The sequence below is a fragment of the Pseudomonas pohangensis genome, from assembly GCF_900105995.1.
Lineage (GTDB): Bacteria > Pseudomonadota > Gammaproteobacteria > Pseudomonadales > Pseudomonadaceae > Aquipseudomonas > Aquipseudomonas pohangensis.
In genome coordinates, this window is record NZ_LT629785.1 from 1523106 (window position 1) to 1543948 (window position 20843).

General features: G+C 56.5%; 18 protein-coding genes. 17 read left to right on the forward strand and 1 reads right to left on the reverse strand.

The window, feature by feature from the left end; all coding sequences use genetic code 11:
* Positions 1–4 precede the first annotated feature (4 nt).
* The 9 genes from BLT89_RS07095 to BLT89_RS07135 all read left to right on the forward strand — a co-directional run bounded on the left by BLT89_RS07095 (position 5) and on the right by BLT89_RS07135 (position 11986).
* Positions 5–787, forward strand: coding sequence for an enoyl-CoA hydratase/isomerase family protein (locus BLT89_RS07095; protein WP_090193771.1), 783 nt, complete (start codon positions 5–7; stop codon positions 785–787).
* Between the two features lie 335 nt (positions 788–1122).
* On the forward strand, positions 1123–2550 hold the full coding sequence (locus BLT89_RS07100; protein WP_090193772.1) for a coniferyl aldehyde dehydrogenase: 1428 nt from the start codon (positions 1123–1125) through the stop codon (positions 2548–2550).
* 70 nt (positions 2551–2620) lie between these two features.
* Positions 2621–3619 carry an AraC family transcriptional regulator gene (locus BLT89_RS07105; protein ID WP_157718815.1) on the forward strand — a complete coding sequence of 333 codons (999 nt, stop codon included), beginning with the start codon at positions 2621–2623 and terminating at the stop codon, positions 3617–3619.
* A gap of 202 nt (positions 3620–3821) precedes the next feature.
* On the forward strand, positions 3822–5531 hold the full coding sequence (locus BLT89_RS07110) for a class I adenylate-forming enzyme family protein (protein ID WP_090193776.1): 1710 nt from the start codon (positions 3822–3824) through the stop codon (positions 5529–5531).
* A gap of 88 nt (positions 5532–5619) precedes the next feature.
* On the forward strand, positions 5620–6507 hold the full coding sequence (locus tag BLT89_RS07115; protein ID WP_157718816.1) for a MaoC/PaaZ C-terminal domain-containing protein: 888 nt from the start codon (positions 5620–5622) through the stop codon (positions 6505–6507).
* A gap of 17 nt (positions 6508–6524) precedes the next feature.
* The gene (locus tag BLT89_RS07120) at positions 6525–7844 is read left to right on the forward strand and encodes a thiolase family protein (protein WP_090193780.1); all 1320 of its coding nucleotides are present in this window, start codon (positions 6525–6527) and stop codon (positions 7842–7844) included.
* 129 nt (positions 7845–7973) lie between these two features.
* Positions 7974–9455, forward strand: coding sequence for a flavin-containing monooxygenase (locus BLT89_RS07125; protein WP_090193781.1), 1482 nt, complete (start codon positions 7974–7976; stop codon positions 9453–9455).
* 257 nt (positions 9456–9712) lie between these two features.
* A complete protein-coding gene (locus BLT89_RS07130; RefSeq protein ID WP_090193783.1) occupies positions 9713–11098 on the forward strand; it encodes a DUF1254 domain-containing protein in 1386 nt (461 codons plus the stop codon).
* 30 nt (positions 11099–11128) lie between these two features.
* Positions 11129–11986 (forward strand): SDR family NAD(P)-dependent oxidoreductase, encoded by an 858-nt coding sequence (locus tag BLT89_RS07135; RefSeq protein WP_090193785.1) that lies wholly within the window; start codon positions 11129–11131, stop codon positions 11984–11986.
* A gap of 389 nt (positions 11987–12375) precedes the next feature.
* Here the strand turns inward: BLT89_RS07135 and BLT89_RS07140 are convergent, their stop codons facing one another.
* A complete protein-coding gene (locus tag BLT89_RS07140) occupies positions 12376–13011 on the reverse strand; it encodes a glutathione S-transferase family protein (protein ID WP_090193787.1) in 636 nt (211 codons plus the stop codon).
* Positions 13012–13503: 492 nt separating this feature from the next.
* Between BLT89_RS07140 and thrS the strand changes: the two genes are divergently transcribed.
* From thrS to BLT89_RS07180, 8 genes are all read left to right on the forward strand, one after another.
* Positions 13504–15426: a threonine--tRNA ligase gene (thrS, locus tag BLT89_RS07145; RefSeq protein WP_090193789.1), complete on the forward strand. Its 1923-nt coding sequence runs from the start codon at positions 13504–13506 to the stop codon at positions 15424–15426.
* 2 nt (positions 15427–15428) lie between these two features.
* On the forward strand, positions 15429–15977 hold the full coding sequence (gene infC, locus BLT89_RS07150) for a translation initiation factor IF-3 (RefSeq protein ID WP_090193790.1): 549 nt from the start codon (positions 15429–15431) through the stop codon (positions 15975–15977).
* A gap of 61 nt (positions 15978–16038) precedes the next feature.
* Entirely contained in the window at positions 16039–16233 is a 195-nt protein-coding gene (gene rpmI, locus BLT89_RS07155) for a 50S ribosomal protein L35 (RefSeq protein ID WP_090193792.1), read from the forward strand.
* Between the two features lie 28 nt (positions 16234–16261).
* The gene (rplT, locus tag BLT89_RS07160) at positions 16262–16618 is read left to right on the forward strand and encodes a 50S ribosomal protein L20 (protein WP_090193794.1); all 357 of its coding nucleotides are present in this window, start codon (positions 16262–16264) and stop codon (positions 16616–16618) included.
* 98 nt (positions 16619–16716) lie between these two features.
* Positions 16717–17733, forward strand: coding sequence for a phenylalanine--tRNA ligase subunit alpha (gene pheS, locus BLT89_RS07165; protein ID WP_090193795.1), 1017 nt, complete (start codon positions 16717–16719; stop codon positions 17731–17733).
* A gap of 45 nt (positions 17734–17778) precedes the next feature.
* Positions 17779–20157 carry a phenylalanine--tRNA ligase subunit beta gene (pheT, locus tag BLT89_RS07170; protein WP_090193797.1) on the forward strand — a complete coding sequence of 793 codons (2379 nt, stop codon included), beginning with the start codon at positions 17779–17781 and terminating at the stop codon, positions 20155–20157.
* Positions 20158–20160: 3 nt separating this feature from the next.
* Positions 20161–20463 carry an integration host factor subunit alpha gene (ihfA, locus tag BLT89_RS07175; protein ID WP_090193799.1) on the forward strand — a complete coding sequence of 101 codons (303 nt, stop codon included), beginning with the start codon at positions 20161–20163 and terminating at the stop codon, positions 20461–20463.
* Positions 20444–20800, forward strand: coding sequence for a MerR family transcriptional regulator (locus tag BLT89_RS07180; protein WP_090193800.1), 357 nt, complete (start codon positions 20444–20446; stop codon positions 20798–20800). The genes ihfA and BLT89_RS07180 overlap by 20 nt, the downstream gene beginning before the upstream one ends.
* Positions 20801–20843: the final 43 nt, after the last annotated feature.

The following is a 20843-nucleotide window of genomic DNA, read 5'->3' on the forward strand; positions in this document are numbered from 1 at the left end:
GAACATGAGTGAGTTCCAGACCATCAAGTACTCGGTTGCCAATCGTGTGGCAACCATCCGTTTGAATCGCCCTGAGGCGATGAATGCGATCAGCCAGAAGATGCGCCTGGAGCTGAAGCAGGCGATTGATACAGCTGAAGCAAGCGACGATGTGCGGGTGGTAATCATCAGTGCCGAAGGTCGTGGCTTTTGTTCGGGTACTGACTTGTCTGAAGGCCTGGCGGGCTTCAAAACCATTGATGCGCAAATTCAACAGGAATACATGCCGGTACTGATGGGCATTCATGATGCCAGCAAGCTGTATATCGCGTCGGTACATGGTGCCTGTGCCGGCATTGGCGCGGCGCTGGCGATGACCTGCGATCTGGCCGTGATGGCCGATGATGCCTTTTTATACCTGGCTTTCGCCGGTCTTAGTCTGGTGCCGGATGGCGGCATGAGCTATCACCTGGTCAATGCCCTGGGTTACAAAAAAGCCATGCAGTTGTTTGCTGAGGCCGGTCGCTTGCCGGCGCTTGAGTGCGAAAAATACGGGCTGGTCAACAAGGTGGTTGCACCGGCTGATCTGGCCAGTGAAACCCGTGCCTGGGCGCAGACCTTGGCCGAGGGGGCGCCGATCGCGCAGAGGTTTGGCAAGCAAATAATGCGCGCGGTGCACGATTCCAGCTATCGCGAAATTGCGGCCAAAGAGTCTGGGTTGCAGAACTCATGCATGATTAGCGAAGACTGCCAAAGTGCGATCAAGGCGTTCTTCCAGAAGCAGAAACCGGTGTTTCGCGGCGTCTGAAGCGGCTGCCCCCGTCACTCGGCTACAAGGCAGTAAGTACTTGGTGTAGAGGGATGCAGCACGGGTAAGCCGCGTGCACTTGTGAGGAGATTGAAACAGTGTGACGCGGGCGTGCGTTGAACCTGCCCTGTAAAGACCGCGCACAGGCTGAGCTTTCATTGACGGCCATGTGCGCAGTCACCGTTATGGCCAGTGATCCGGGTTGTGAAGTTACCCTGGCTCCTGAAGCGTATAAAAGTGACAGCAAAACAGCGCCAAGTAACGGCTATGTGTGGTTCAAAAAATCGACTGGATGTCAAATAAGCGATCGGTAAATTAATTTGTGAGGTCAGGCTATGAGTGTTAATGAAGTTTCTTCAGTAGGCTCGGAAGAGCTCCGGCGTTTATTTGACAATCAACGTGCTGCGCAGATCAAGGAGCCCTATGCCAGCCTGGAACTTCGCACTGATCGCATTAATCGCATGATTGATATGCTGGTGGAGAATGAGCAGTCTCTGATCGATGCGGTAATGGCGGACTTTGAAAATCGCTCGCCAATGATGACGCGCTTTAGCGATATTTTTCCGACGCTGGAAAATCTGAAGCATGTTCGTAAACACCTCAAGCAATGGATGAAACCTGAAAGTCGTAGCAGTAAATTCCCGCTGGGCTTAATGGGTGCCAAATCAAAAGTAGAATATGTACCGCTGGGTGTGGTGGGTAATATTTCTCCGTGGAACTTTCCGATACAACTTGCTCTTTCTCCGTTGGCGGATATTTTTGGTGCAGGTAATCGGGTTCTGTTAAAGCCATCGGAATTAAGTCCGGAAACTTCCAGGTTAATGGCGGCACTGATAGCCAAGCGCTTTGATGAAACGGAGCTTGCTGTGGTCCTGGGCGGGCCAGAGGTTTCTGCGGAGTTTTCCAAACTCAAGTTTGATCATTTGCTGTTTACCGGTTCAACCAATATCGCCCGATTGGTAGCACAGTCTGCGGCGCCCAATTTAGTGCCTCTGACATTGGAGTTGGGAGGAAAGAATCCGGTCATTATCTCTTCTGGAGCGAACATTAAGTTGGCTGCAGACAAGTTGATGTGGGCCAAGTCATTGAATGGCGGACAGATATGCCTGTGCCCGGATACGATATGTGTTCCCGAAAGTAAACTGGAAGAGTTTGTAACTGCTTGCAAGTCAAGCCTGCAAAAGATGTTCCCGAATATTGCAACTGACCCGGAATATACGCACATTATTACGCAGCGCCACGCCGATCGTCTCAGGGATATGTTAAGCGAGGCTAAAGGAGCTGGGGCCAGGGTTGTTAATTTGCACGAGGGTGGCTGTAGCGGTCGCCGTGTATTACCGTCGCTGATTATAAATGCCGGTGTAAATTGCCGTGTCGAGCAGGAAGAAATATTTGGCCCGTTGTTGTCAGTGAAGAGCTACTCCAATCTGCAAGAAGTTATTACTTATATTAACCAGCGGGCCAGGCCGCTGGCTTTGTATTACTTTGGTAGTAACCAGAAAGAAATTGAAAAATTAACACGGGAGACTGTATCGGGTGGCATGGTGGTGAATGATCTCATGGCCCACATACTACAAGATGACTTGCCCTTTGGTGGTGTTGGGGATAGTGGCACGGGGTGTTATCACGGCTTTGATGGTTTTAAAAATTTCAGTCATGCCAAAGCGGTATACAGTCAGTCAACCCTGGATCCTTTCAAATATCTGCGACCACCCTATGGCAAGCTGGTCAAAAAGGTCATAGCCAGCCAGATAAAGAAATAGCCCTTAAAACGATGACCTTTCGCTGCTTTGATACCGTGAGGCTTCTGAAACCAGCACCGAGGTAGCCGAATTGCCCAGCTCCATTGCTTATACTTGTATGCTCGCCCGCCAGCTGCGGCTGGATGAGGCTGGCCAGCAGGAGCTGTTGGCAGGCACCTCTATTACGCTGGAAAGTCTGCGGTCATTGGAGTTGCTTATCAGTGATGAGGACTACGCAGTCGTTATCAGTAATGCGCTGCGACTTTCCGGCAACCCCGCTTTTGGCCTGGAGATGGGCAGTCGCCTGCATATTGCGGCACATGGGCCATTGGGACAGCTGCTCGCCACCGCTCCGAATCTGAATGAGGCTTGGGCGGTACTGGAGCGCTACCATGAGATACGCATACCGGTGACCTATCGACGTAGCTTCGAGGGGGGTGACATGCTCATTCACCTCGACGTGCGTCTCTCACCAGACGAAGTGGCGCGCTGCTTGATTGAAGGCATGGTGATTGCCGTGCAGGACAGTATGGAGCTGATGATGGGGCGCAAAGTGACGGAGGCGCGCTTCCAGTTTGCTTATGCCGCACCTGCCTATGCGGAGCAATATGCACAGTACCTGCATAGTCCTCATTCGTTTGATGCTCAGGAAACCACGGTACTGATTCCTAAAGCGGTGCTGCATAACCCCAACCTGTGTCGCGACAACCTCTCTTTTGAATTGGCTCTGCGTCAGTGCGAGCAGCTGCAGCATGATCAGCGCCAAGGTGAGGCGTGGAAATTTCGGGTTATTCGTGTTTTACAGAATCACGCGGGACAGATCTTGTCCTCCGAGCAGGTTGCTCGTCATTTCAACCTGTCTTCGCGCACGCTGATGCGCTATCTGAAGGCCGAAGGCTGCTCCTATCAGGAGCTTCTGGACGGGGAGCTGGGCCGTCAGGCGAAAGCCTGTCTTGAGTCGCCGCGGCATACGGTGGAGTCGGTGGCGTTGGCCCTGGGCTATCAAGATGAATCGGCCTTTCGCCGCGCCTTCAAGCGCTGGTTCGGCATCACGCCTTCGGAATACAAGATCGCTCACCGCGCGCGCTGAAGGCGTGTAATTCCTGCCAGCCGATAAAGGCATGCCTGGTCTGTCGCTATCTGCACGGAGGCTGTCGGTGTCTGTCCTCGGACTTGTCGTGAGAGGGTGTCAGGATGATGACGTAACAAAGTGGGCAATACGCCACGCCTGGTGTTGCCGTCCGAGTCATTACGACTACTGATTTTGCGCAGGAACCGGAGAACAATAACTAATGGATATTCGTGCCAGGGAACAAGATCTGCCATGGGCTCCTGTGTATCAGGAGTTGGGCATTTCGCTGGACGTTAAGCCGATAGCAGAGAAATCCCTTGCGGACTATGTCGAGTCCCACGCCTATCGTCTCAAGGATCGTCCAGCCATCGAGTACCTTGGTACAACCATCTCCTATGGCCAGTTGGACGCCTACGCCAATCAGTTAGCCCATGTGTTGCGTGAGTTGGGTGTGGGGCCGGGGGATGTCATCGGTAGTCACCTGCCGAATACACCGCAATACCTGATTGCGTTGGTGGCGGCAGCAAAACTTGGTGCAGCCGTTTCAGGTGTTTCACCGCTGCTGACAGCAAGCGAGCTTACCCATCAGGTTAACGATGCGCGGATCAAAGTGCTGATCACGCTGGATCAGTTTTTTAACCAGAACGTTGCAACTGTAGCGGCTAATACCCCTCTGCTGAAGGCTGTGTTGGTCAGTGGTCCCGTCGACTTCCTGCCCGGCTGGAAGCGGAAATTGGCCTATGCCCTGAACAAAGTGCCAAGGATCAAGCTGAACCCTATGGGTACGGTGCGCGTACAAAGGCTCAGGGAGCAAATGGCGCAGGCATCGTCTGCACGTATACATACCGCGATGCATTTCGACGACACTATGTACATTCAATACACGGGTGGCACGACCGGCAAACCGAAAGGCGCGGAACTGACCCTGCGCTCGGTTTTCAGCAGCCTTACGCAAATGGATGATTTTGCGCGTTATGAAGCCGGTCGCGATACGCTCGCCAGCGCTTTTCCCTATTTTCATACGGCTGGGCTCGCGCTCGGCACGCTGGGGCTCCGTCAAGCCGCGCGCATACTGGTTATTCCTGACCCACGCAATACGGCCTTGTTCTGCAAGACGATGCGCGAATTCCCGCCTACCCACCTTGCCAATGTGCCCACGCTATTCCAGATGCTGTTAGATGACCCGGACTTCAAGCACATTGATTTTTCAAGGCTGAAGATGGCTGTATCCGGTGCCGCTCCCTTTGCGCCGGAAATGATTCATCGGCTTGAAGCGGTGATTGGCAAAGGCAAACTGTGTGAAGGTTATGGCATGACCGAAAGCAGCGGCGTGACTGTGCTTAATCCGCCAGGCCGGGCCAAGGTCGGCTCGGTGGGGCTGCCGTTATCAAATACGCGGGTAAAAATCGTCGATGTAGATACCGGCATGCACGAACTGCCCTTTGGCGAGGCCGGCGAAATCATTGTCAATGGCGCGCAGGTGATGGCGCGTTATCTCGATAATCCTGAAGCCACAGCCAAGACCATGCGCGACTTTCAGGGAGAGATCTGGCTCTATACCGGTGATATCGGGAGCATGGATGAGGAGGGCTATATCACCATTTCCGATCGGGCCAAGGACATGCTTATCGTCGGCGGCTACAAGGTTTTTTCGGTCGAGGTGGAAGGCAAGCTGGCCGAGCTTGACTGCATCGAACTGTGCGCGGTGATCGGTACGCCCGATAAAAAACGTCCCGGCAATGACATCGTAAATCTCCATGTGCAGTTATCAGCCGCGCACCAGAAACGAAATCAGGATGATATTCGCACGGAAATTTTAGACTTCTGTCGCGAGCATATGTCGGCCTATAAGGTTCCCAAGCAGATCCATTTCGCCGAGGCGTTGCCGCTGACTGCCGTGGGTAAGCTGGACAAGAAAGCGCTTCGCTAAGGGCTATTTCGCTCGCACTGGCGTATGCACAGACAGCGCTATTGCATTACTGAATACGAACTCCATGACCAGCTTGAGGACAAATGTTATGCCTATCCAGTTTCCTGCGCGTTTGGTTTTAGAAACCGCGCCAACCTTCGGTGCCATGCTCAAGGCTTTTGCGGGTTCGGTTATACCGCTAATCAACTCGCGCAAAGTTCCGCCTCTAGACGAGGTGCGTGAGTTTAAGGTGGCACCGCCATCTGCACATTTGCTCGATAAGTACCTGGCGTGGTCGGGGGCTCCGGCTGATCGCTATGACGGCATTCTGCCGCCGCACTTTTGCAGTCATTGGGCCATGGGGGCGCTGGCGACCCTGGGCGGTCTGGCTCCCTACGATGTACGCAGCATTCTCAATCAAGGCCTGCGTTTACAAATCAAGGCGCCGATCCAGCGCGGTGAAAGCCTGCTTTTGCGTGGCCAGTTGCTGAGCATCAATGAAGAGCCAAGCCGCGTGCGTATCCATACCCGCATCGTCGCCCGCACTGCTGCGCAGGGTGAGGTGATGATCATTGATAATTACACCGCAATTCCTCGTGGCGGAAAAAGCAAGAAAGCAGCGAGCACGCGCCCGGATGAAACTCTCTATAAAACCATTGGCCATTGGTCTGCCGGGCCTAATGAAGGAATTAATTTCGGGCTGTTGACCGGTGATTACAACCCGATCCATACGCTATGGCCGGTGGCGCGGCGTTCGAAATTCGGCGGTTGCATTCTGCAGGGCTTCGGTACGCTGGCACGTAGCTTCGAAGTCATACGCGATGCAGGTTTTGATATTGCCGACATCGAGGTGCGCTTTATCAAGCCGTTGCTCTTGCCCTGCCCGATGCTGGAAGTGCAGCTGGCTGAAGCCCCGGATAGCAAAGGGGCGCAGCATTTTCGCCTGCGTAACCAGGATGGCAGCATTCACCTGGCCGGCAGCTTTTTCGCTCGTTAATCCATAGGACTCCCGTTATGAAAAAATCCTCATCGTTAGTGGCTGACCCAAAACGCCTGCCAGTGATTGTGCGCGGCGCACGCACTCCGTTTCTCGACACGGGCGGTAAATTTTCTTCCTTGATGAGTTATGAGCTGGGCGCCAAGGCTATTGCTGGTGTGATTGAAAAGTCCGGCATTGATGGCGGCTGCGTGGACATGGTCTGCATGGGCACCGTTGTGCATGAGACAGAAACCTCGAACGTGGCGCGCGAGTGCATGCTCAATGCAGGCCTGCCCAGCACCACGCCGGCTTACACGGTGTCGATGGCCGGGCTGTCACCTAATGTCGCGGTGGCCAACCTCTGCGACATGATCTTGCTCGGGCGTATCGAAGTGGCGGTTGCCGGAGGCACCGAGAGCTTTTCTGATATCCCTGTACGCCTTTCTCAGACGTTACGTCGTTCCGTCATGCGGCTGAACCAGGACAGCTCGGCGGCGACGGTATTATCCATATTGAAATCCTTGCGCCCGCGTGACTTGCTGCCAAAAATGCCTACGGGAACCGACTTCACTACGCGCAAGACTATGGGCGCCTTGTGCGAGCGCATGGTGGAGAAATACGGCTCCACTCGCGCGGAAAGTGATGCGTTCGCCGTGCGCAGTCACCAGCTGGCGAGCCAGGCCTGGGAGCAAGGGAATTACGATGCGGATATCGTCCCGGTACATGTCAGCGGGCAAGCGCAGCCGGTAACACGCGACAACAGTGTGCGTGCGGATGCGAGCCTGGAAAAACTTGGCCGCCTTAAACCGGTTTTCAACAAGCGCTCCGGCATCGTCACGGCTGGCAACTCGTCACGCCTGACTGACGGTGCGGCGGCACTGCTGCTCACCAGTCTGGGCGCGGCCGAGCGGATGCAATTGACGCCTCTGGCGGCGGTGCGTGATTACGTCTTGGCAGGTACTGCCGACCTCAATGATGAAATGTTGTTGGGCCCAGCCATGGCGATACCGCGCTTGCTGCGCCGAAATGGCCTGAGCGTTGATGATATTGATGTCTGGGAACTGCATGAGGCCTTTGCCGCGCAGATACTGGTCAATCAGGTCTGCCTGGGCTCGGCAGACTTTGCCAAACAGCGTCACGCAATGGAGCAGGCCGTTGGCGCCATCCCGCTGGAGAAGCTGAATACCTGGGGCGGTTCGTTGGCCTTGGGTAATCCTTTCTCGGCGACCGGCGTTCGCCTGCTGACAACCGCTGCCCATCGCCTGCAACAGGGCAACGGGCGTTACGCGATTATCTCGAGTTGCGCTGGTGGCGGACTGGGCGCGGCAATCTTGTTGGAGCGTATGACAGGTTAGAAGCTCAAGCTTCTAGCCTGACACTGTACGCATATTGCGCTGCCAGTCATTGATGGTGGCGCTACAGGATGCTGAAGGTGCACAGGTTCTTTGCTCTGCTATTTACTTCATTTGCAGGAGTGGCATTACATGAATAACGCAAGCGTTGATACAGCATTACGCAGTCCCAAAGTGGTCATTATCGGTACCGGTGTGACCGGAATACTCATGACCATCAAGTTGCGCGAGGCGGGCATCACCGATTTGGTGGTGCTGGAGAAGAAGGATTGCCTGGGCGGCACCTGGCGCGAGAACACCTATCCGGGCTTGGCCTGCGATATTCCGGCGCACATGTACACCTACTCCTTCGAACTGAATCCCAACTGGTCACATCTTTTCGCCTACGGCGCGGAGATTCGCGAGTACTGCGAAATGGTCGGGCGCAAATACGGCGTGACCGACAAGGTCCAGTTCAATGAAGAAGTGGTCAGCAGCATTTACGATAAGGGCAAGTGGACAGTCACTACCCGCAAGGGCAACACCTATGTTGCCGACTTTGTCATCAACTGCACCGGCATTCTGCATCATCCGGCCCGGCCGCAGATCAAGGGCATCGACACCTTCAAAGGCGCGATGTTTCACACCGCAGAGTGGGATCACAGCGTTGATTTGCAAGGCAAGCGCATCGGGGTAATCGGCACGGGTTCGACGGCCGCGCAGGTTATTCCCGAGGTCGCCAAGCAGGCTGGCAAGCTGTCGGTTTTTCAACGCACCCCGCAGTGGATTTTGCCCTTGGCCAACAAAGAGTTCAGCGAAGCCGACAAGGCCAAGTTTCGCGAACATCCCAACCGCTTGCGGCGCTTGCGTCTGGCTTACGAGTGGGCCATTCAGAACTTGCTGACCAAGGCGGTTACCGGTCATCAGCCACAGAATTTCCTGTTCAGTGCCATGTGCAAGTTGAACCTGCGTTTCAGCGTCAAAGACAAGAAGCTCCGGGAAAAATTGCGCCCGGATTACAAGGTCGGCTGCAAGCGGATTATCATCAACAAAACCTTTTATGACGCCGTGCAGCGCGACAATGTCGAACTGGTCACCGACGGCATAGTCGAAATCACCCCCAAAGGCATCAGGACCAAAGACGGTCGCGAGCACGAACTGGATGTGCTGGTCCTTTCCACCGGTTTCCATAACTTCAATTTCATGCGGCCCATGGATATGCGCGGCAAGGATGGGCTGACCATCGATGAAGCCTGGAGCAAGAAGATCCGCACCTATCGCTCACTGTTTATGCCCAACTTCCCGAACAATTTCCTGATGCTCGGGCCGCATACGCCGATCGGTAATTACTCGGTGATTGCCATGAGTGAAGTGCAGTGCGGTTACATTCTGCAAATCCTGCAGCGCTGGCGCGAGCGGAAGTTTGACGAGATCGACGTGCAGCCAGAGGCACTGGAACGCTTCAGCCGCTACATGAAAGAAGGCATGTCGCAAACCGTATGGGTGGGTGGCTGCCAGAGCTGGTATCTGGATCCGGATGGTGACCCGGTTCTGTGGCCCTATACCTGGCAGCGCTGGGAGAAGGAGATGAAAACTCCGGAAATGCAGGACTTCAAACTGACTACGTTTGCCTGATCTCGGGCTGGCGAGAGTTGTCGCTCGCTAAAGCTGTATGTGACCGCCCGTATCCCTGACTGGAAGGGCGGTTACTGAAATTAGGCAGCTGCAGCATTAAGCGTTGCAAGCGTCTGGGCCGCACAGTCTGCTACAGGGAGCCTTGTGGGCGATGTTCAGATCCACGGGAGTCTGCGCGACATCAAAACCTTCCTCGGTTGCTTCGACTTCAGTGAAGAACCTTTTGGCCTGACCATGCGCTAACGGAGAGCGTCACTATGAATACTTCAGAAAACCGACAGAAGCGCTCCATCGCGCGCAGCTGGCTATGGGTTGGGCTGGTTGTACTGTTGATTGTCGGTGGCATTCTGTGGAGCCAGATGAGCACCGTACGCCTGGCTGCCAAGAGTTACGTGTTTGGTTATCCGTTGGTGATGACCGATCTTACGCGCAACAGTTTCATTCACACGGTTGCTCCGGCCAACCGCCTGGTGAACATGGCCCAGTTTCCCGAGGCTGATTTTCAGGTTTTCGTCAGGCCGAATCTGGACACACTCTATACCCAGGCCTGGCTTGATATGGATGCAGGGCCTTGGGTGTTTGAGGTTCCAGCTAGCTCGCGTTATCTGGTGATGCAGTTTCTTGATGCCTGGACCAACGTGTTTGCCAGTGTTGGTACGCGTACAACAGGTGACAAGGGCGGGCGCTTCTTGCTGGCGGGCCCTGACTGGCATGGCCAGGTTCCGGAAGGCATGACACTGCTGCGTTCATCCACACGCATCAACTGGCTGCTTGGCCGGGTTCAAACCAATGGAAAATCGGACTATCCCGCTGTGCATGCCATACAGGCCGGGATCAGTCTGCGCAGTCTCGACGACTGGCAGCAGGGTACAGTGATCGAGGCGCTGCCGTTCCAGTTGCCCAAGCAACTGCCACCGTCGCCACTGTTCGAGATGCGTAAGCTGGGCCCTCGGGCCTTCTTCGGACAGTTGTCGATGTTGATGGAGGACAATCCGGCCGCCGCGACAGACGTTGCCGCTGTGGCCGAACTGGAGCAGCTTGGCGTGCGGGTTGGGGAGGGCGAGCCGCGATGGAACTGGCTGCAGGAGCATGCCGTGGCAGTGGGCATGTGGCTAGCGGAGCGGGAAATGAACGCGGCCCTGGAAAGTCCGAAAGTGCTCGTCAACGGCTGGAACAAGGCACCCAAGCATATGGCCGCCTTCGGCCAGGACTACGGCCTTCGCGCGGTGGTGGCTATGTACGGTTTCGGAGCCAATCTCGCCGCCGAAGCCTCCTACTTCAACGCCAAAGTCGATGCCCGGGGAGAGGTACTGCAGAGTGGCCAGCGCTACCGCCTGCACTTTGCTGCGGGCGAACTTCCACCTGCCCAAGCCTTCTGGTCGCTTACTGCTTACGACATGAATGGCTATCTAATCCCCAACCCCCTGCATCGCTATGCGTTGGGTGACCGCGACAAGCTGGTCTACAACCCGGATGGCTCGCTGGATCTGCTGTTGCAGAGCGAAGCGCCGGGAGAACAGCAACTCAGTAACTGGCTACCCACTCCCCGCAGTGGTCCCTTCACCTTGACCGTACGCATCTATTTGCCGACCCAGCGCTTGCTCGACGGCCAGTGGCAAATGCCCGGTATCGAGCGCTTCTAAAACACTGATTGACTCTCTGGGAATAGCAATATGGCTTACGACTTGATAGGCAAAGTAGTACTGATTACTGGCGCCGCCGGGGGAATAGGTGCGGCCACCGCACGGGAGCTGTATGGCTTGGGAGCTTTGTTGGTGCTTACGGACATGCAGCAGGAGGCCGTTGACCAGCTCGCTCAGGAGTTCGACGCCGAGCGCGTCCTGCCGCTGGCGCTCGACGTGACCGACGTCGAAGCCTCAAAAAGGGTGGTGCAGCGCGCCGTCGAGCGCTTTGGCCGCCTCGATGTGGCATTCGCCAATGCCGGCATTTCCTGGCACAGCAACCCCAAGACTCTGCGTATCTGCCCCTCGGACGAGTTTCGGCGCATCGTCGAAGTGGATCTGTTCGGTGTGTGGAATACGATCCAGGCGGCCTTGCCGGAGGTCATTCGCAATCAGGGACAGATTCTGGTGACCTCGTCCATCTATGCTTTCTTAAACGGTCTGGTCAACGCGCCTTATGCCGTTTCCAAGGCCGCTGTAGAGGCCTTGACTCGTGCCTTGCTGGTCGAATTAGGCGGCACAGGTGCGACGTCCAGTGTGGTCTATCCGGCCTGGACCGATACGGCTATTGTCAAGATGGCCTTCGGTGGTAATGACCTGGCCACACGCATGAATGAAACCGTGATGCCGAGCTTTATGCGCCAACCGATTCAACCTCAGCAGGTGGCCAGGGCGATTGTGCAAGGTATGCGTTCTCGCCGGGCACGTATTGTTGTTCCGGGAAGATGGGTGCCATTTGCACTGCTGCGTGGCTTGCTCAACCCCCTGATTGATAGCTATCTGCAAAGGCACAAAGCACTGCAGAAGCTTTTACGCGAGCTGGAGTCTGGCCAGGACGGTGGGCGCTAGTACATTGACTGGCCGCTCTGGATCGAAAGTGCCGCTCTCTCGGCCAACCAAGGCTCGCACGCTGCTCCTTGTGGTGAATGTAGTGGCCTAATGAAACCGGGCAGCCAGAAAGCCAAAAGCCCCTGAAAATCAGCAGAAAATTCAAGGGCTTTTGCTGTTTCATTTGGTGGAGCCGGAGGGGCGTTGGTTCGAGTCCAATCGTGCCTGCCAAACACATCCCGCACTGTGCGGGATTAAAAAGCCGATCAGAGATGATCGGCTTTTTTGTGTCTGCGGTTTGCCGCTGCTGCGATACTGGCACGCGCTGTCGCGGTTTTTACGCCGTTCCAGCGCAGGCCTGCAAGCCTTGTATCCTGCCGGCAGCCCGTGCAGGTATGCGGATGCTGCGCTCAGAGCTGCATGGATGGTCGCAAAGCCATGGCAGCGCGCCAGCGCAACAGGTTGGGATGCTGCTCGCCCGGTTTGACCCGTATTACGCGGGCAAAATCCACGGCAATCACGGCGCTGATGTCGGCAATGCTGAAACCGTTGCCGGCAATGTTGTCGCGGCCTTCCAGGTGCGCTTCCAGAACATCGAAGAAACTCTGCACGCGGGCCACGCCGCGCTGCGCCAGCTCCGGAATTTGCGGGTAATTCACCGGGCCGGGCAGGGCGCGGTCAACCATGGCGGGCGAGCTGTTGCGCAGGCCTTCGGCAATCGCCATGAAGCATTCCAGTTCGATGCGCGAGTTCCAGCTGGCGATATCGGCCTTTTCCAGAGGCGTGGTGCCCATCAGGGGCGGCTCGGGGAAGCGTGCTTCGAGATAGGCAGCAATGCCGGCGTTATCCGTAAGGATATGGCCATCTTCCAGGCGCAAGGCCGGTACGGTGCAGCGCGGATTGATGGCACGGAATGCCTCGCCAAGCTGTTCGCGCTTGGACAGGTCGATGTTGACCGTTTCGTGGGCAATACCTTTTTCCGCAAGCAGGATGCGCGCGCGGCGCGGGCTGGGCGCGGTTGCGCAGTCATAGAGAGTGATGGTCATGTTGTCTCCGTAGGGCGCAGAGCATTCGCCCTGTGCTTCGGTTGATGTGATTGACCTGCCGAACATGGCACGCTGCTGCGGTTCGCGCAACAAATGCAGGGCCGGTGCAGCCCCGCTGCGGCACAAGAAATGTCAGGTTATAAGCCGGTGGAATGCCGCTCACCCGGTAGAGCGCTTGTTTCGCCGGCTAGAATGGTTCGGCGGTTGTCAGGCAAACGCCAGGATTCAATTACAACGCCTTGATTCCACTGTGTTATATTCGCCCGCCTTGAAAACGTGCCAAAGGCCGCCAAGGCGGCTTTTGATACCCGGTTTGCTGCCCAGAGTCCCTTTGACAGCAGCAGTTTGATTTACCTCCAGTGATCCTGATTCGTTGCGGTTGGCTTTGCGCCCCTGCCATTGTCTGGCAGACATGACCCGACGTATCACGCTCCTGGCTCATCCCAACCCACGTGGCCTTTGGTAGGGGTCACCACTAGGAGAGGAGGCGCCATGCCCATCATTACCCTTCCTGACGGCAGTCAACGTTCGTTCGATCACCCGGTTAGCGTAGCCGAGGTGGCTTTATCCATTGGTGCCGGTCTGGCCAAGGCGGCACTGGCCGGCAAGGTCAATGGCGAACTGGTCGATACCTCGTATCTGCTCGATAGCGATGTTGCCCTGTCGATCATCACCAGCCGTGACGCCGAAGGTGTCGAGGTGCTGCGGCATTCCTGTGCGCACCTGATGGCGATGGCGGTGCAGCAGCTGTTTCCGGGTACCCAGGTGACTATCGGCCCGGTCATCGATAACGGCTTCTTCTACGACTTCGATTGTGAAAAGCCGTTTACCACGGAAGATCTCGAGAAGATCGAAGCGCGCATGCTCGAAATTGCCAAGTCCGATCTGCCGGTTTCCCGTTCGCTGATGTCGCGCAGTGAGGCTGTGGCCTTCTTCGAGAAGCTGGGCGAGAAGTACAAGGTCGAAATCATTGAATCGATTCCGGGCGATGAAGAGCTGTCGTTCTACAGTCAGGGCGAGTTCATCGACCTGTGCCGCGGCCCGCACGTGCCCTCTACCGGCAAGCTGCAGGCCTTCAAGCTGATGAAAGTGGCCGGCGCCTACTGGCGCGGCGATTCGAAGAACAAGATGCTGCAACGCATCTACGGTACCTGCTGGGGCAGCAAGCAGGACCTCAAGGACTATCTGCATCGTCTGGAAGAAGCGGAGAAGCGCGATCATCGCAAGATCGGCAAGCGTCTGGATCTGTTCCATACCCAGGAAGAAGCGCCGGGCATGGTGTTCTGGCATCCCAATGGCTGGACCCTGTATCAGGTGCTTGAGCAGTACATGCGCAAGGTGCAGCACGACCGTGGCTATCTGGAGATCAAGACACCGCAGGTGGTCGATCGCGCCCTGTGGGAGCGCTCCGGACACTGGGCCAACTACGGTGACATGATGTTCACCACCGAGTCGGAAAGCCGCGACTACGCGGTCAAGCCGATGAACTGCCCCTGTCACATCCAGGTGTTCAATCAGGGTCTGAAGAGCTACCGCGACCTGCCCATGCGGCTGGCCGAGTTCGGTGCCTGCCATCGCAACGAGCCGTCCGGTTCGCTGCACGGCATCATGCGCGTGCGCGCTTTTACCCAGGATGATGCCCACATCTTCTGTACCGAAGAGCAGATGCAGGCGGAGGCCGCCGCGTTCATCAAGATGACGCTGGATGTTTATGCCGATTTCGGTTTCGAGGATATCGAACTGAAACTCTCGACCCGCCCGGAAAAGCGCGTAGGTGCCGACGAGTTGTGGGATCGCGCCGAAGCCGCTCTGGAGGCGGCGCTGGTCAGTGCCGGCTTGCCGTTTGACCTGCAGCCGGGCGAAGGCGCTTTTTATGGCCCGAAGATCGAGTTTTCCCTGAAGGATTGTCTTGGCCGGGTCTGGCAGTGCGGTACTTTACAGCTGGATTTCAACCTGCCGGTACGACTGGGTGCCGAGTACGTCAGCGAAGACAACAGCCGCAAGCATCCGGTGATGTTGCACCGTGCCGTGCTCGGCTCGTTCGAGCGTTTCATCGGTGTTCTCATCGAACATTACGAAGGCGCGTTTCCGGCATGGCTTGCTCCGCTGCAGGCGGTAATTCTGAATATCACCGACAAACAGGCCGATTTCGCCGGGAAAGTTGAGAAAATGCTCAATGAAAGCGGGTTTCGTGCCAAGTCCGACTTGAGAAACGAGAAGATCGGCTTTAAAATCCGCGAGCACACTTTACTCAAGGTCCCATACCTTCTGGTTATAGGGGATCGTGAAGTGGAGACGCAAACCGTCGCCGTGCGCACCCGAGAGGGTGTTGACCTGGGCTCAATGCCCGTCACACAGTTCAAAGATCTGCTTGCGCAGGCGGTTTCCCGGCGTGGTCGCCAAGATTTGGAGTAACGATTATTAAGCGTGATAACAGACAGGACAAGAGAGCAGCACCGAAGCCCCCGATAAACGAGAATATCTCGGCCCGTGAGGTTCGGTTGATTGGCGCTGAAGGCGAGCAGATTGGCATTGTTTCGATTGATGAGGCGATGCGCGTAGCTGAAGAGGCCAAGCTTGATCTGGTGGAGATTTCTGCAGATGCAGTACCGCCGGTTTGCCGCATCATGGATTACGGCAAACATCTGTTTGAGAAGAAAAAACTGGCTGCTATTGCGAAGAAGAACCAGCATCAGCAGCAGATCAAAGAAATCAAGTTTCGACCAGGGACGGAAGATGGGGACTATCAGGTAAAACTACGCAACCTGATACGTTTCCTTACAGAAGGGGACAAGGCCAAGGTATCGTTGAGATTCCGCGGTCGTGAGATGGCCCACCAGGAGCTGGGAATGGAGTTGTTGAAGCGGGTCGAAGCTGACCTCGCGGAATACGGCGCCGTTGAACAGCATCCGAAGATGGAAGGACGCCAACTAATGATGGTCATCGCCCCCAAAAAGCGAAAGTAACCTCCAGGGCACAGGCAGGCCTTCTGGTTATCGGTAATCACTTCAATGCGGAGTAACAAACATGCCAAAGATGAAAACTAAAAGTGGCGCTGCAAAGCGCTTCTTGAAAACTGCAAACGGCTTCAAGCACAAGCACGCTTTCAAGAGCCACATCCTGACCAAAATGTCTACCAAGCGTAAGCGTCAACTGCGCGGCAGCACCATGGTGCATCCGTCTGACGTGGCAAAAGTAGATCGCATGATGCGCGTACGTTAATTTAGGTCAAGACTAGAGGAAATTACTCATGGCTCGTGTAAAGCGTGGCGTTATCGCTCGTGCCCGTCACAAGAAAATTATGAAACTCGCCAAAGGCTACTACGGCGCACGTTCGCGTGTATTCCGTGTTGCCAAGCAGGCTGTAATCAAGGCAGGCCAGTACGCCTACCGTGACCGCCGCCAGCGGAAGCGTCAGTTCCGTGCTCTGTGGATTGCCCGTATCAATGCGGGTGCGCGTGTAAATGGTCTGTCTTACAGCCGTTTGATCGCTGGCCTGAAAAAGGCATCTGTGGAAATCGACCGTAAAGTTCTGGCCGATCTGGCAGTGAACGAAAAAGCGGCGTTTGCTGCGATTGTCGAGAAAGCGAAAGCCGAACTGGCTTAAGTCCCCGACAATCACCGGGTTTGCGCCCGGTGCTGAACGTCATTAACAGGGGAAGAGCCTTCAAGCTCTTCCCCTGTTTTCGTATCTGGAGTCTGTAAATGGAAAACCTGGCTGCATTGGTCTCGCAAGCGCTTGAGGCTGTGCATAAAACCGACGATATCAATGTCCTTGAGCAACTCCGCGTTCAGTACCTTGGCAAGAAAGGTGAACTGACCCAGGTCATGAAAACCCTGGGCAACCTGCCTGCCGAGGAGCGCCCCAAGGTTGGCGCGCTGATCAACGAAGCCAAAGAGCAGGTACAGACCGCTCTCAATGCGCGCAAGGAGTCCCTTGAAGGGGCTGCTCTTGACGCCAAGCTGGCTGCCGAACAGATCGATGTGACCTTGCCCGGCCGTGGCCAGGCCTCGGGCGGCCTGCACCCGGTAACCCGTACGCTGGAACGCGTGGAGCAGTTCTTCACGCATATCGGCTACAACGTGGCCGAAGGCCCGGAAGTCGAAGACGACTACCATAATTTCGAAGCACTCAACATTCCCGGCCACCACCCGGCGCGGGCCATGCATGACACCTTTTACTTCAATGCCAACATGTTGCTGCGCACCCATACCTCGCCGGTGCAGGTGCGCACCATGGAAAGCCAGAAGCCGCCGATCCGCATCGTTTGTCCGGGTCGGGTTTACCGCTGTGACTCGGATATCACCCATTCGCCGATGTTTCATCAGGTCGAAGGGCTGCTGGTTGACGAAGACATCAGTTTTGCCGATCTCAAAGGCACCATCGAAGAGTTCCTGCGGGTGTTTTTCGAGAAACCGCTGGGCGTGCGTTTCCGCCCGTCATTTTTCCCCTTCACCGAGCCGTCCGCCGAAGTCGACATGCAGTGCGTGATGTGCAGTGGCAAGGGCTGTCGCGTGTGCAAACAGACCGGCTGGCTGGAAGTCATGGGCTGCGGCATGGTGCATCCGAACGTGTTGCGCATGTCCAATATCGATCCGGAAAAATACCAGGGCTTCGCCTTCGGCATGGGCGTCGAGCGCCTGGCAATGCTGCGTTACGGCGTGAATGACCTGCGCTTGTTCTTCGACAACGATCTGCGGTTTCTGGCGCAATTTCGCTAGTCCTCCAGTCAGTACGTTATCGAATCGTTCAGGAAAACAGACAAAATGAAATTCAGTGAACAATGGCTGCGCAGTTGGGTTAATCCGCAGGTTTCAAGCGAAGAGCTGGTCGCGCGCCTTTCCATGGCCGGGCTGGAAGTCGATAGCGTCACGCCGGTGGCAGGCGCTTTCAGTGGTGTGGTGGTCGGAGAAGTGATTTCCACCGAACTGCATCCGGATGCCGACAAGCTGCGTGTCTGCCAGGTCAGCAACGGGGCCGAGACATTCCAGGTGGTCTGCGGTGCGCCGAATGTGCGTCCGGGCCTGAAAATCCCATTCGCCATGCTTGGTGCCGAACTGCCGGGCGACTTCAAGATCAAGAAGGCCAAGCTGCGCGGTGTTGAATCCAACGGCATGCTCTGTTCGGCGGCCGAGCTGAAACTCAGCGAAGACCACGATGGCCTGATGGAGCTGGCTGCCGATGCCCCGGTCGGCAAGTGCGTTCGCGAGTATCTCTCGCTGAACGATGTCAGCATCGAAGTGGACCTCACGCCCAACCGTGGCGACTGCCTGTCACTGGCCGGTCTGGCCCGTGAAGTCGGTGCCCTGTACGGCGCGCCGGTAACCCGTCCGGATATCGCTGCTGTACCGGCACAGCACGATGACGTGCGGCCGGTCGAAGTGCTGGCCAGCAAGGCCTGCCCGCGTTATCTGGGCCGTGTGGTGCGCAATGTCGATCTGTCACAGCCCACGCCATTGTGGATGGTCGAGCGCCTGCGGCGTGCCGACATCCGCAGTATCGATGCGGCAGTCGATGTAACCAACTACGTCATGCTTGAGCTGGGCCAGCCGATGCACGCCTTCGACTTGGCCGAAATCCACGGCGGCATTCGTGTGCGCATGGCAGAAGAGGGCGAGAAGCTCGTCCTGCTCGATGGCCAGGAAGCCACGCTGCGCGCCGATACGCTGGTTATCGCCGATCACACCCGCGCCCTGGCGATTGCCGGCGTGATGGGTGGCGAGCACAGCGGCGTCAGCGCCAAGACCCGTGACCTGTTTCTCGAAAGTGCCTTTTTCGACACCATCGCCCTGGCTGGCAAGGCCCGCTCCTACGGCTTGCACACGGATTCTTCGCACCGCTTCGAGCGTGGCGTCGATTTCAAACTGGCGCGCGAAGCCATGGAGCGGGCCACCGCCTTGCTGCTGGACATCGTTGGCGGCGAACCTGGCCCGGTCATCGAAACGGTCAGCGAAGCAGACTTGCCGGTCATCCAGCCAATAACGCTGCGTGTCGAGCGCATCAGCCAGATGCTTGGCCTGCAGATGCGGGCTGCTGATATCGAACAGTTGCTCTCCGGGCTTGGCCTGGGCGTTACGCCTCACGGTGATGGCCAATGGCAGGTTGCAGTGCCCAGCCACCGGTTTGATATCAGCCTGGAAGTCGATCTGATCGAAGAGCTGGGCCGCCTGTATGGCTACAACCGCCTGCCAGTGCGCTATCCACAGGCCCGCCTGGCGCCACAATCGCGTGCTGAAGCGCGTGCCGATCTGTCGGCCATTCGCCGTTTGCTGGTCGCCCGCGGCTATCAGGAAGCCATTACCTACAGCTTTATTGATCCCAGGATGTTCGAGCTGTTCAGCCCGGGCGTAAAACCTCTGCAACTGGCCAACCCGATCTCGGCCGATATGTCCGCCATGCGCAATTCGCTGTGGCCTGGCCTGATCAAGGCCGTACAGCACAACCTGAATCGCCAGCAGACGCGTATCCGCCTGTTTGAAAGCGGTTTGCGCTTTGTCGGTCAGCTGGACGGCCTCAAACAGGAGCCGATGCTGGCCGGTGTGGTCACTGGTAATCGTCTGCTGGAAGGCTGGGCCAACGGCAAGGATGCGGTCGATTTCTATGACGCCAAGGCCGATGTTGAAGCACTGCTCGGCCTCGGCGGCGCAGCTTCAGCTTTCAGCTTCGTGCCGGGTGAGCATCCGGCGCTGCATCCGGGCCAGACTGCGCGCATCGAGCGCGAAGGCCGTCTGGTCGGTTATGTCGGCGCCTTGCATCCGGAACTGGCCAGGACGCTGGATATCACCCAGCCGACGTTCCTCTTCGAACTGCTGCTGGCTGAAGTTGAAGAAGGGCGGATGCCGAAATTCAGCGAATTGTCGCGTTTCCCCGAAGTGCGGCGTGACCTGGCCTTGCTGGTGGACCGTGCGGCACCTGCCGAAGCGATCCTCGCTTGCATGCGCGAGGCTGCTGGCGAGCACCTGACAGACCTCAGGTTGTTTGACGTATATGTCGGTAAAGGTATTGATCCGCAAAGAAAAAGTCTCGCCATCGGCTTGACCTGGCAGCATTCATCGCGCACTCTTAATGACGATGAGGTGAATGCTATAACCACGAACATCCTCACCTTGCTGGAACAAAGGTTCAACGCCACGTTAAGGAACTAGCGTATGGGGGCCCTGACCAAAGCTGAAATGGCTGATCGCCTGTTCGAAGAGTTGGGCTTGAACAAGCGTGAAGCCAAAGAGTTGGTTGAACTGTTTTTTGAAGAAATCCGTAACGCGTTGCAGCAGAACGAGCAGGTCAAACTCTCCGGTTTCGGCAACTTTGATCTGCGCGACAAGCGCCAGCGCCCCGGACGCAATCCGAAAACCGGTGAAGAGATACCCATCACGGCGCGCCGTGTTGTGACTTTTCGCCCAGGGCAAAAACTAAAAGCCAGAGTTGAAGCATATGCTGGAACCCAGCCATAACGACGAACTCCCGGCCATTCCGGGCAAGCGCTACTTCACCATCGGTGAGGTCAGTGAGCTCTGCGCGGTAAAACCCCACGTCCTGCGCTACTGGGAGCAGGAGTTCCCGCAACTCAATCCGGTCAAGCGTCGCGGCAACCGTCGGTATTACCAGCGCCAGGATGTGCTGATGATCCGCCAGATCCGTGCACTGCTGTACGACCAGGGCTTCACCATCGGCGGCGCGCGCCTGCGCCTGACCGGCGACGAAGCCAAGGATGACAGCACCCAGTACAAGCAGATGATCAAGCAGATGATCGCCGAGCTTGAAGACCTTCTGGTTGTGCTGAAAAAGTAACGAATCGCAGTTAAACCTTTGACATTTCAGAGGCTTATTGTAT

Bases quoted from the DNA above. Each gene is read 5' to 3' on its own strand.
- BLT89_RS07130 (WP_090193783.1), top strand. From the start codon at position 9,713: ATGAATACTTCAGAAAACCGACAGAAGCGCTCCATCGCGCGCAGCTGG.
- BLT89_RS07095 (WP_090193771.1), top strand. From the start codon at position 5: ATGAGTGAGTTCCAGACCATCAAGTACTCGGTTGCCAATCGTGTGGCA.
- BLT89_RS07110 (WP_090193776.1), top strand. From the start codon at position 3,822: ATGGATATTCGTGCCAGGGAACAAGATCTGCCATGGGCTCCTGTGTAT.
- BLT89_RS07180 (WP_090193800.1), top strand. From the start codon at position 20,444: ATGCTGGAACCCAGCCATAACGACGAACTCCCGGCCATTCCGGGCAAG.
- BLT89_RS07120 (WP_090193780.1), top strand. From the start codon at position 6,525: ATGAAAAAATCCTCATCGTTAGTGGCTGACCCAAAACGCCTGCCAGTG.
- rplT (WP_090193794.1), top strand. From the start codon at position 16,262: ATGGCTCGTGTAAAGCGTGGCGTTATCGCTCGTGCCCGTCACAAGAAA.
- pheS (WP_090193795.1), top strand. From the start codon at position 16,717: ATGGAAAACCTGGCTGCATTGGTCTCGCAAGCGCTTGAGGCTGTGCAT.
- BLT89_RS07115 (WP_157718816.1), top strand. From the start codon at position 5,620: ATGCCTATCCAGTTTCCTGCGCGTTTGGTTTTAGAAACCGCGCCAACC.
- BLT89_RS07135 (WP_090193785.1), top strand. From the start codon at position 11,129: ATGGCTTACGACTTGATAGGCAAAGTAGTACTGATTACTGGCGCCGCC.
- BLT89_RS07125 (WP_090193781.1), top strand. From the start codon at position 7,974: ATGAATAACGCAAGCGTTGATACAGCATTACGCAGTCCCAAAGTGGTC.
- thrS (WP_090193789.1), top strand. From the start codon at position 13,504: ATGCCCATCATTACCCTTCCTGACGGCAGTCAACGTTCGTTCGATCAC.
- BLT89_RS07100 (WP_090193772.1), top strand. From the start codon at position 1,123: ATGAGTGTTAATGAAGTTTCTTCAGTAGGCTCGGAAGAGCTCCGGCGT.
- ihfA (WP_090193799.1), top strand. From the start codon at position 20,161: ATGGGGGCCCTGACCAAAGCTGAAATGGCTGATCGCCTGTTCGAAGAG.
- rpmI (WP_090193792.1), top strand. From the start codon at position 16,039: ATGCCAAAGATGAAAACTAAAAGTGGCGCTGCAAAGCGCTTCTTGAAA.
- pheT (WP_090193797.1), top strand. From the start codon at position 17,779: ATGAAATTCAGTGAACAATGGCTGCGCAGTTGGGTTAATCCGCAGGTT.
- BLT89_RS07140 (WP_090193787.1), bottom strand. From the start codon at position 13,011: ATGACCATCACTCTCTATGACTGCGCAACCGCGCCCAGCCCGCGCCGC.